This is a genomic window from Vibrio sp. V23_P3S9T160 (assembly GCF_963886625.1).
Classification (GTDB): Bacteria; Pseudomonadota; Gammaproteobacteria; order Enterobacterales; family Vibrionaceae; genus Vibrio; species Vibrio anguillarum.
Genome location: NZ_CAWPDB010000002.1, coordinates 1 through 11,180 on the forward strand (window position 1 = coordinate 1; position 11,180 = coordinate 11,180).

Annotated in this window: 10 protein-coding genes and 1 pseudogene; 5 read left to right on the top strand and 6 right to left on the bottom strand. The window is 43.3% G+C overall.

What is annotated here, in order from left to right; translation table 11 throughout:
* Positions 1-98 (top strand): annotated as a pseudogene (locus tag AACU59_RS00090) (IS200/IS605 family transposase); the annotation flags it as partial.
* 84 nt (positions 99-182) lie between these two features.
* On the opposite strand, the gene AACU59_RS00095 reads toward AACU59_RS00090, so the two are convergent.
* The 3 genes from AACU59_RS00095 to AACU59_RS00105 all read right to left on the bottom strand — a co-directional run bounded on the left by AACU59_RS00095 (position 183) and on the right by AACU59_RS00105 (position 3,367).
* Positions 183-731: a hypothetical protein gene (locus AACU59_RS00095; protein ID WP_094144513.1), complete on the bottom strand. Its 549-nt coding sequence runs from the start codon at positions 729-731 to the stop codon at positions 183-185.
* Between the two features lie 182 nt (positions 732-913).
* Positions 914-1,411 (bottom strand): response regulator, encoded by a 498-nt coding sequence (locus AACU59_RS00100; protein WP_026028033.1) that lies wholly within the window; start codon positions 1,409-1,411, stop codon positions 914-916.
* Between the two features lie 30 nt (positions 1,412-1,441).
* On the bottom strand, positions 1,442-3,367 hold the full coding sequence (locus AACU59_RS00105; protein ID WP_176428496.1) for an ATP-binding protein: 1,926 nt from the start codon (positions 3,365-3,367) through the stop codon (positions 1,442-1,444).
* Positions 3,368-3,541: 174 nt separating this feature from the next.
* Between AACU59_RS00105 and AACU59_RS00110 the strand changes: the two genes are divergently transcribed.
* Complete coding sequence (locus AACU59_RS00110; RefSeq protein ID WP_094144515.1) at positions 3,542-4,801, top strand: DUF945 family protein; 1,260 nt, start codon at positions 3,542-3,544, stop codon at positions 4,799-4,801.
* A gap of 143 nt (positions 4,802-4,944) precedes the next feature.
* Complete coding sequence (gene serC, locus AACU59_RS00115; RefSeq protein ID WP_161437808.1) at positions 4,945-6,042, top strand: 3-phosphoserine/phosphohydroxythreonine transaminase; 1,098 nt, start codon at positions 4,945-4,947, stop codon at positions 6,040-6,042.
* A gap of 100 nt (positions 6,043-6,142) precedes the next feature.
* Here serC and purB read toward each other — a convergent pair whose 3' ends face one another.
* Genes purB through mnmA form a run of 3 tightly spaced genes read right to left on the bottom strand, consistent with a single transcriptional unit; the run spans position 6,143 to position 9,327 of the window.
* Positions 6,143-7,513: an adenylosuccinate lyase gene (gene purB, locus AACU59_RS00120; protein WP_019281972.1), complete on the bottom strand. Its 1,371-nt coding sequence runs from the start codon at positions 7,511-7,513 to the stop codon at positions 6,143-6,145.
* 54 nt (positions 7,514-7,567) lie between these two features.
* Positions 7,568-8,185, bottom strand: a complete 618-nt coding sequence (hflD, locus tag AACU59_RS00125) for a high frequency lysogenization protein HflD (protein ID WP_013857105.1) — start codon at positions 8,183-8,185, stop codon at positions 7,568-7,570.
* Positions 8,186-8,205: 20 nt separating this feature from the next.
* Complete coding sequence (gene mnmA, locus AACU59_RS00130; RefSeq protein WP_094144517.1) at positions 8,206-9,327, bottom strand: tRNA 2-thiouridine(34) synthase MnmA; 1,122 nt, start codon at positions 9,325-9,327, stop codon at positions 8,206-8,208.
* Between the two features lie 199 nt (positions 9,328-9,526).
* Between mnmA and AACU59_RS00135 the strand changes: the two genes are divergently transcribed.
* Together AACU59_RS00135 and AACU59_RS00140 are read left to right on the top strand one after the other, a co-directional pair.
* Positions 9,527-9,796 carry a hypothetical protein gene (locus tag AACU59_RS00135; protein ID WP_013857103.1) on the top strand — a complete coding sequence of 90 codons (270 nt, stop codon included), beginning with the start codon at positions 9,527-9,529 and terminating at the stop codon, positions 9,794-9,796.
* 102 nt (positions 9,797-9,898) lie between these two features.
* Positions 9,899-11,180 (top strand): inosine/guanosine kinase (locus tag AACU59_RS00140; protein WP_161437809.1); only part of this gene is annotated, 1,282 nt, incomplete at its 3' end.

The window sequence follows — 11,180 nt, forward strand, 5'->3', positions numbered from 1 at the left end:
CAGTTGGTGTGAATGAAGAAATCATCAGGCGTTACGTAAGGCACCAAGACAAGAAAGATCAAGAATATGAGGCGCAGTTAGAGTTGAAGATAAACTAGCAGCGCAGGGATGCCCCCTTATAGGGGGCTATAAACCAAAGGCGCCTTCTAAGAAGGCGGATTTTTACTGTATTTAGCTTACAGCTAGAACTTAAAACGAGTCGTAAACATCAGTTGATCGCCGTAAGCATCATTAATGCGAGCCTCGGCACCGAGAGAGAAAAGTTCTGTAGAATGAAAACGGGCATAAATAGACGCAATCCAGTCATCATTGTCATCGATAGAAACAAAACCACCTTTGCCACCAACTTCCAACTGTGGTCCAAGCCATTGACGTACGCCAAGGTTTAATTCCATTCCTGTATCGGCGCTTTTATTATCGCGGGTATCTACGACGCGTAGTAGCATTTCACCCGTGAAGTCAGCCCAGTTGTTAATAGGAGCATGAAAGCCAAAACCTGCGGCTGCGTCAAAATCACCTTCAAACTCAGAGTCTATACGGCCAATAACATGTGCATTTGGGTGAATTGATTTGCTCATCGCAGCACCAAAGGTGACTGGACTGGCTCCAATACGAGCTTCGATATAGTCATAACTAAAATTGCTCATGACGGATGGGCTATTTCGGTCTATTTCTGCCAGTGTTTGGCCTGAGGCTAGCAGCAAAGCGGCTGCAATGATTGTTTTACGCATAGTCACTATAAACCTATATTTTTAGTTTATTTCCATGGTCAGTCGCGGAATACCCGCGGTGACATTAAAGAATTTAGACATCATAGTGCATAGATTGACATTGTCGCCATTAAAAAGTGTCATTCTTTTGTTGTCTTCGCAAAAAATAAGCAAAGAGAGTGCCATTTCTTCGTTAGGATATTTTATTCACCAAAACTGATGCGGTTTTGTGCGATCGCATTGAAGATTTTCTCGGCATCCAAGACTCTAGCCCAAGGCATTAAATCTGATTCGTTTTCAATCATATATTGTGTTAATTGATCTTTGATAACATCGCGAAGTTTGTTCCCATCCCAAGGTTTGGCTACATAAAAATGTAGGCTGGCATGATTCACCGCTTCTACGGTGTCTTCTAGCCCTGCTTGGCCTGTTAGTAGTACTTTGCGTGTATGTTGCGTCTCTTCATTGCGGCTTAATTCAATTAAGAAACTAATGCCTGTTTGTTCGGGCATAATGTGATCGCACAAAATTAAAGCCAGCTTGATATTTTGAGCTTGGTGATCGGCAATCACTTCTTTTGCCTCTGCAACAGATTCTGCGGCTTCTAAGATAAAAAACTCTTCAAATTCGTCGAGGTCTTGTATGACGCTGTCCAATACTTCACGTTCATCGTCCACGCATAAGATCAAAAATTTGTTCATGATATTCTCCTTAATCATCAGCACGACAAGTTATCGACTAACTGGCAGCCATACCGTCATTGTCGTGTATTTATCCTGTTCAGATTGAACATCGATCCAACCTTGATGCTGGTGGACTATTTGTTGGCAGACAGAAAGCCCAATACCGAGTCCAAAGTTACCTTCTTTTTTCGTCGTGTAATTTAATGTGAAGATACGCTCTTTCTGCTCGTACGGGATCCCACAACCATTATCCGTGAAACTGATGGTCACAAAAGATTGATTACCCTGTTTTGCTAATGTGGTTGCAATGTGCAGTACGCCATTGGCTGGGAAGGCATCAATAGCGTTGGAAATGAGGTTTGTCCATACTTGTTGTAATGCAATCGGCTGACAGGTAATCAAAGGTAAGTCGGCATACTCTTTCTCAACTTTGTGGCGCTTAAGACGATTTTCGAAAATAACCAGAGTGTCTTCAATACCTTCATGAATATTGACCTTGTGCAGCGCTTCATCATCAGGGCGAGCATACCCTTTAAGGCTTCGTACCATATCGGCGATGCGTTGTGCACAAACATTGATAGAACGAAGTGTACTACCAGTTAGGAAATAGTTTTCTAATTGTTCCAGTGTTTCTAACGTTTTCTCAGGATCATGCTTAGCCGATTGTCGGAGCGCAAGATCATCATCTAGATTGAGTTTGACCAATTTTTTCGCGATCAAACGATGATGAATTTCATTTTCTATGGCTTTAGCGCGTGCCCGCTCTTCTGATGTAGAAGTAGGTTTGGCTGAAAGTGCATTCCTTAATAGTTGGCTGCCTTTATGTTGCAGATTTTTATGTTCAGTCTCTTGGACTAAGTGCTCAATCTTGTCTGACAATGTTTCGGTTCCACGTAAAATTGCGGCGACAGGATTGTTTAGTTCATGAGCGACGCCTGCAACAAGCTGACCGAGCATGGCCATTTTTTCCCGCTCGATTAATTGCTGATGAGCTGACTCAAGTGATTCGAGCGTTTTTTGTAGTTGTAATTTAGTGTTAATACTGCGTTGTAAGCGGCGGTTAAAATGGCGGAGCAGCAAGTTAGTAAATAAGGGCAATAGCCGAGTATCCGAATGCATGACTTTTGCAAACACATCTCGGTCTAGTTTAATCACATCGGTTTTAGTCAGGGTGACGGCAGTAGAAAAAGATTTCTCACCAGTCACAAAAGACATACCACCGACAATGTTGCCTTTTTTGTGGCGAACCACTTCTCTTTGTTGCCCTAAATCATCTTTTTTATACAGGGCCACTTCACCTTCAGTGATGAACCAAAGAAAGCGGTTCTCTTCTCCCTCTTTGGTAAGAAAGTGATTAGTGGAGTATGTACGGCAGGCGCGAGTTTCATCTTCATTTTCAAAAAATTGGTGTAAAGCACCAATTACTTGCTCAGCCAGTTCTGTATCAGAAAGCTTGTGGTAATCGGAGATAAAACCATCTCGATAACTGCGCATTTTATTATCGATGTGCGCTCGTAAGATGCGCTGTTGATCAAGTACGGTGCTGTAGTTGAGAATGTTGTCTTTATCGTGATCTAAGATGTAGGTCGTGAGCTCTTTTTGGACGGTTTTATAGAGCACGTTATTTTGTAGTGGCTTAGTGAGGCAGTGATCTAATCGCCCCTCATTGACGGCGGTGAGAATGGCTTGAATATCTTGTCCGCAGCTTATCAGCACTTTCCGCGCTGAGCGCGTGTGGGTTGATTTATCGAGCTGAGTCAAAAAATCAGCACCATCAAACTGCTCATGGTGACTGGCAATGACCAATGCAATCGTTTGTTGCCGTTCGTGCAAATATTCTAGGGCTTGCTCAGCTTCATCTATGGTGTCCGCTGTATGAAGATCAAATTTAGCGGCGAACGGAGCTAACTCAGCTCGCAACTGTTCTGTGCTGATTGGGTTATTGTCTAAACAAAGTAGTGCGTAATGGTTCACACAAGCCTCTACTGTCATCGCTGTTTTGACTACTGTAGCAAGTATTACGCAGTGGGTTTGAGAGCTAGGTTTTAGAATTTCTCATCACATCTTAGCAATACTCTGACCTAACTCCATGTTTTGGTTTTCAATTGTTTACGGTAGACTGGGTAAAATATTCAGGAATGGAACACTATGAAACAGTTAAAAATTATTGGTGCGGTTGGTGGTGCTATCGTCTTAGCGGCATGCTGGCCGTTGGCTGTCGGGCAAATCGGTGAAAAGGTGATCACTAACGGTATTGCAAATATCTCTTCAGGTTCAATCGAGGCGAACATTGTCAGTTATAAGCGCGGTTACCTTTCATCAACCGTGCAAACCCGCTATCAGATTGCAGATAAAACGCTCAAACAACAGTTTGTTGCCGATGGTTTACCGACCCAAGTTTTAGTCAATAGCGAGGTTAAGCATGGCCTGTTGAGTTTAACAGCAACATCCGTTATTGCTGATCAAGAAAATCTACCATTGACGATGACCAGTATCACGCAGTTGAATGGCAATACTCAATATACTGTGGCGCTAGACAGTTGGCACTACCAAAGTGAAGATGGCGAGATGACGTTCTCGACAACGCCCGCCACATTGAAAGGTGATATTTCTGTACTAGGTGAAATCACTTATCAACTGAATGTTCCTTCTGTTGAGTTGGATTTTACCAGTGGGGAAAAAATGATGCTTTCACAGCTAACTGGTCAAGGTATAGGTAAACAAGATAAAGGCTTCTGGCTAGGACAACAGTCATTGGCGTTAGCAAAAATTAATCTTGTCGATGGCCTAGGTGAAAATACGCTGAGTATGGACAACATGCGTTATTCCTTTGATTCGGTATTAAAAGGAGAGCCTTCTCGTTTTGATAGTAATCACTTGATTGAGATGGATAAATTAACTTATAGCGAAGGCGAGGTGAAGGACCTCAATCTTGATTTTACCTTGGGTGATTTAGATGGTGACGCTTTTGAGAAGCTCTCAACGCTTTACCAAAACAGCCCAGAACTTTCTGATGAGGACATTCAGCAAGCACTACCTTATGTGCAATCATTATTCGAGAAAGGTTTTTATCTATCGATGAATAAAATGGCGCTAAAAGTTGGCCAAGGTGAGTTTGAATCAAACTGGAAGATAGCGGTTCCTGAAGGGACAAATAATGTGGTGCAAGATCCGAGTACCATTTTACCAGCCTTAACCGGCCACATTGATACCTTCATTTCTAACCAGCTGGTTGAAGATTTTCCTTTTATCCAGCAGGGTATTGATGAGCTTGTTGTGATGGAAATTATGCAGCAAACCGATCAAGGATATCGACTCCAAGCTGAACTGAAACAGGGCAACTTGGAATTTGAAAATGGCAATCAAATGCCGCTATTGACACTATTACTTCCGGCATTGATGCGATAGCGAACGGCGCTCAAGCAAACGATTTCGCGAGTTTTAGCAATCAGTAAGAGAAAAGAGCCGATAGAAGCTCTTTTCTCGCTTTTTATCCACATCAAAAAGTGGTATTAATCACATTAATTGTCGATAGCAGGAGCAAGGAACTCATGGAATCAAATCAAGCGGGCCCAGTCTATAATTTCAGCGCAGGCCCAGCAGCCTTACCTAAAGCCGTGATGGAAAAAGCGCAAGCCGAGTTTATTAACTGGAACGAGCTTGGCACGTCCGTTATGGAAATTAGTCATCGCAGTAAACCTTTTATTCGCGTTGCTCAAGAAGCGGAGCAAGATCTGCGAGATTTGCTTAATATCCCGAGTAATTACAAAGTATTATTTTGTCAGGGTGGAGCGCGCGCTCAGTTTGCGGCGGTGCCTTTAAACTTATTAGGCGATGCGACTAAAGCGACCTATATTGATGCGGGTTACTGGGCTGAAAGTGCGGTCAAAGAAGCGAAGAAATATTGTGAAATCGATGTTTTCAACGCCAAAGTGACCAAAGAGGGCAAAACAGCGGTATTACCAGCCAGCGAATGGAAAATCGATCCTGAGTCGGCTTACGTGCATTTTTGTCCGAATGAAACGATAGATGGTATTGAGATTAATGATTTGCCAGATACAGACAAACCGATTGTAGCTGATATGTCATCTACGATTTTGTCGCGCCAAATAGACGTCTCAAAGTACGGAGTCATTTATGCGGGAGCACAGAAAAACATTGGGCCAGCGGGGATCTGTATTGCGATTGTTCGTGATGATTTGCTTGATTTAGCCAGTGATGTGCTGCCGACTATCTTGAATTATAAAGTGCAAGCTGAACAAGATTCTATGTTCAACACGCCACCTACATTTGCGTGGTATTTGTCGGGTCTCGTATTCAAGTGGCTAAAAGGGCAGGGTGGTGTTGCGGCGATTGAGAAAATCAACCGCGAGAAAGCAGCGCTGCTTTATAACGCAATTGATGAGTCACTTTTCTATCGCAATACCATTCACCCAGACAACCGTTCACTGATGAATGTGCCTTTCCAATTAGTGAAACCAGAGTTGGATAGTACGTTTTTAGAGTTGGCTGAAGCGCGTGGTTTAGTCTCGCTACAAGGTCACCGAGTCGCGGGTGGTATGCGAGCCTCGATTTACAATGCGATGACACTGGAAGGCGTTCAAGCCTTAGTTGATTTTATGCAAGAGTTTGAACAGCAGTACGCCTAACGTTTTTTATGGTATCAAAAACGATATAACATAAAATACGACCTTAAAAAACAAAGCCCACTAAGTGGGCTTTGTCATTAATCGGCTAGATTGAAGAGCATTACAATTTGTCGGTTAACTCAATTGCTTGGCCAATGTAGTTGGCTGGTGTCATCTCTTTCAAGCGTGCTTTTTCAGCTTCAGGTAGCGCAAGACTATCAATAAAGTGGCGCATTGCTTCACCATCGACTCGCTTACCGCGCGTGAGTTCTTTCAATTTTTCGTACGGTTTTTCGATGCCGTAGCGGCGCATAACCGTTTGCACTGGTTCAGCAAGGACTTCCCAGTTTTTATCGAGCTCAGCAAGAAGCGCATCACGGTTCACTTCCAGTTTACTGATCCCTTTTAGCGTTGAAGTGTAGGCTATGATCGCATAACCAACACCCACACCAAGGTTACGCAGCACGGTTGAATCTGTTAAGTCACGTTGCCAGCGAGAGATAGGCAGCTTTTGTGCTAGGTGATTGAACACGGCATTAGCAAGGCCTAGGTTGCCTTCTGAGTTTTCAAAATCGATCGGGTTGACTTTATGTGGCATTGTCGATGAACCAATTTCACCCGCAATGGTTCTTTGTCTGAAGTGGCCCAAAGCGATATAGCCCCAAATGTCACGATCGAAGTCGATCAGAATAGTATTGAAGCGGGCAACGGCATCAAATAGCTCTGCGATGTAATCATGTGGCTCAATTTGTGTGGTATAAGGGTTCCACGCCACACCTAGCGATTCAGTGATAAACTCTTCGCTAAAGGTATGCCAGTCGAGTTCTGGATAGGCTGAAAGGTGAGCGTTGTAGTTACCTACTGCGCCGTTTACTTTTGCGAGAATCTCGATATTGGCAATCTGCTTATATTGGCGTTCCATACGGTACGCTACGTTAGCCATCTCTTTACCCATAGTACTTGGTGATGCTGGCTGTCCGTGGGTACGAGACAATAACGGAATATCGCGATACTCTTCTGCTAAGTGACGAATCGCATCAATAATGTTGCGCATTTCAGGAAGAAGCACGGTATCGCGCGCTTCTTTGAGCATTAGCGCGTGAGATGTGTTGTTGATGTCTTCTGAAGTACAAGCAAAGTGAATGAATTCATTAACGGCGTGCAGCTCAGGAACACCCGCTACTTTTTCTTTTAAGAAATACTCTACAGCCTTAACATCATGGTTCGTTGTGCGTTCAATTTCTTTAATACGAGCGGCATCTTCTTCGCTAAAATTGTCTGCTATCGCATTAAGAAATTGATTGGCTTCATCACTGAATGCTGGAACTTCGGCAATTCCAGCAGTGGCTGAAAGCTTCTGTAACCAACGAATTTCAACAATGGTCCGATACTTGAGGAGACCAAACTCACTAAAGATACTGCGTAACGCAATCGTTTTACTTCCGTAGCGGCCGTCTACCGGTGAAACAGCAGTCAAGGCTGACAGTTCCATGTTTTTCTCCTGAATTTTGAGGTTAAGTGTGAGAGTGAATTCTTTGCGTCAATATTAGACTCGAGCTAATAAAATCTGAGCTTGTTCGATCATTTTCTTACGACCGAAGATCAGATGGCGACGCTTTCCTCCAACCTGACGCCACAAGACAGCGCAACGAATTCCTGAAAGGAGTAAGGCGCGCACTTTGTGCTGGGTTGAAGTTTGTTGAAGTATGGTAGGGGTTCCAGTGACTTGGATTCTCGGGCCAATAGGGCTGATAACATCCAAGTAGATACTGGCAAGGTTGCTGATCATCTGATCATCAAGCAAGTCAAAATGGTTGACTTGACGTTCAATCGTTTGAATACGATCGCCCAGCTGTGACATCGCATCACGACGAGCGCTTAATTTACGCTCTAATGCCATCAGGCTAATGATATAGCGAGTGATTTCACTCCCTGATGGCGTGCTATCAATACCTTTCACCAAACATTCGAGGCCAATTTTTAAGTTGGCCTCAGAGCCGAAGACATCAAGTGTATTGTTTGGATTAGTACTTAAGATAGCCGTTAGAGAAGTTTCAAACGCGTCTGAATCACAGTGACCATTTTTTGCTACGTGTTGCACTAAAGCGACAGCTTGGCAGATACCCGCAAAAGCGATGGTACGGTCATAAAGGGTGTTAGCCACGTTTATTACTCCTAAGTTGTTTAAATTCGCTGCTCAATAATTCCACCGCCAAGACACACATCGCCTTGATAGAAAACCGCGGATTGACCAGGCGTGACGGCCACTTGTGGCTCATCAAAAATGACTTTAATGTTTTCATCATCAATAGGGATGATGGTACACGCTATATCCGTTTGACGGTAACGCGTTTTTACCGTGCAGCTTAGCGTTGCTTGGATTGGTGTACGATCAACCCAGTGTAATTGGGAAGCGATCAAGCCATGAGATTTCAATAATGGGTGATCAGCGCCTTGGACTGCAATCAAAACGTTACGTTTAAGATCTTTATCAGCGACATACCATGGGTCTTCGTTACCGCCACCGCCTTTTTGGCCACCAATGTGTAACCCTTTGCGTTGACCTAAAGTGTGGTACATCAGGCCTTGATGTTCACCAATAACGAGACCTTCTGGTGTTTCAATTTTACCCGGTTGTGCTGGTAAATAGCGAGACAAGAAGTCGGTAAATTTGCGCTCGCCGATGAAACAGATACCGGTTGAATCTTTTTTCTTCGCCGTCACCAAACCTTGTTCTTCCGCAATGCGTCGAACTTCGGTTTTTTCTAAATCACCGACAGGAAATAAGCTACGAGCCACTTGTTCATGGCTTAATGTATAGAGGAAGTAGCTTTGGTCTTTGTTGTTGTCCAAGCCGCGCAGCATTTTTGGTTTGTCATTACCTTCAGGGAAGGTGCGTCGAACATAGTGGCCCATGGCGATATAATCGGCATCTAGCACTTCATCTGCAAACTCTAAAAAGGCTTTAAACTTGATTTCTTTGTTACAAAGAATGTCTGGGTTGGGAGTTCGCCCTGCTTTATATTCCTCAAGGAAATATTCAAATACGTTGTCCCAATATTCGGCGGCAAAATTAATGGTATGAAGAGGGATGTCTAACTTATCGCACACGGCTTGTGCATCGGCTAAATCTTCCGCCGCTGTACAATATTCCTCGTTATCATCTTCTTCCCAGTTCTTCATGAACAGGCCTTCGACTTGATAACCTTGCTCTTTGAGAAGATACGCCGAAACGGAGGAGTCAACACCACCGGACATGCCGACGATGACTTTCTTTTGGCTGTTTGCGCCGCGGTTGTCTGACATTACTTAATACCACTCAATTGACTTGGTCGCAGATTCTAGCAGAAAGATTTTCGTCGCGACAGATCCGAGACAGCAATCACACTTCTATCTGGTTTAATTGGCGTCGTATCTGTCAATGTCAGCAGAAATTAGTTTTAGAATTCTACAATGGCTTATGGCATAGTGCGTGCCATTTTAAAGCGTAATAAAAGGCCACAAAATGCAAGATGACAATCAGATTATGGATGACGCATTCCTCATCGAAACAGTAGAGAATCAACTCGCGGACGGAAATCCGTTAAAGGTCAAAGAAACCTTGATGCGCTTGATGATGACAGGTCACTCAAGGGAGGATGCCGTTGCCTCTATTGCTTGTGCGCTTGCAATTGAGATTTTTGATGTGATGAAAAACGAAGGGCAATTTGACCTAAAACGCTATTCAGAGCATTTAGATAGGTTACCTGATCTCAGCTTTATGGAAGGTGAATAAAAATAATCAAGAGCAAACGTTTGCTATAATTGCCTTAGTTGCCGCGCTAATGGGTGCGCGGTAGAATCGCGCATCTTTTTCTCCTCTACTCAGACTGACGTTATGAAATTTCCTGGCCAACGCAAATCAAAGCATTACTTTCCTGTTCATGCACGTGACCCACTTGTTATCCAAGCACAAGAAAATAAAAAAATGTCACGTACACATATTATTGGTATCGACCAGACCTTGGTGGATATAGAAGCGAAAGTAAATACTGACCTCATCGAAAAATATGAGCTTAGTAAAGGCCATTCGTTAGTGATTGACGATCAGAAGGCCGAAGCTTTGTACACTGAGCTCAAACAAAATGGTCTGATTACTAACGAATATGCTGGGGGAACGATTGGCAACACATTACACAATTATTCGGTGCTGGCAGATGATCGCTCAACGTTGTTAGGTGTGATGAGTCAAGATATAAAAATTGGTAGCTACGGTTATCGTTATTTATGTAATACATCAAGTCGGATGGATCTGAATTATTTACAAGCGGTCGATGGAGCGATTGGGCGCTGCTTTGCCTTGATCACAGAGGATGGAGAAAGAACCTTTGCTATTAGTGAAGGGCAAATGAACCAACTTCGCGCAGAAAGTGTTCCAGAAAAAATATTTAAAAGTGCTTCAGCCTTAGTATTGACTGCTTATTTAATTCGCTGCAAAACTGGTGATCCAATGCCAGAGGCAACAATGAGAGCGATTGAATATGCTAAGAAATATGATGTACCTGTTGTTTTAACCTTAGGTACTAAATTTGTTATTCAAGATGACCCTCAATTTTGGCAAAATTTTTTGCGTGATCATGTCACTGTTGTTGCCATGAATGAAGATGAAGCCGAAGCATTAACCGGGGAAAGTGATCCCCTTGCAGCGTCAAATAAAGCCTTAAATTGGGTTGATCTTGTATTATGCACCGCAGGCCCAGTCGGTTTATTTATGGCAGGATATACTGAAGATGCGGCGAAACGTGAAACATCGTTGCCACTATTACCTGGTTCTATTGCTGAATTCAATCGTTATGAATTTAGTCGCCCAGCATCAAAAATAAGTTGTGAAAATCCGATACGTGTTTATTCTCATATTTCACCGTATATGGGTGGACCTGAGAAAATTAAAAATACTAATGGTGCGGGAGATGCGGCGTTGTCGGCATTGCTGCATGATATGGCAGCCAATAAATATCATAAAGAGAACGTCCCTAATTCGAGCAAGCATCAGAATAACTTTTTAACCTATTCATCCTTCTCGCAAGTTTGCAAATATTCCAACCGTGCCAGTTATGAGGTGCTAGCCCAGCATTCACCTCGTCTGTCACGTGGTTTACCTGAACGTGAAGACAGCTTAG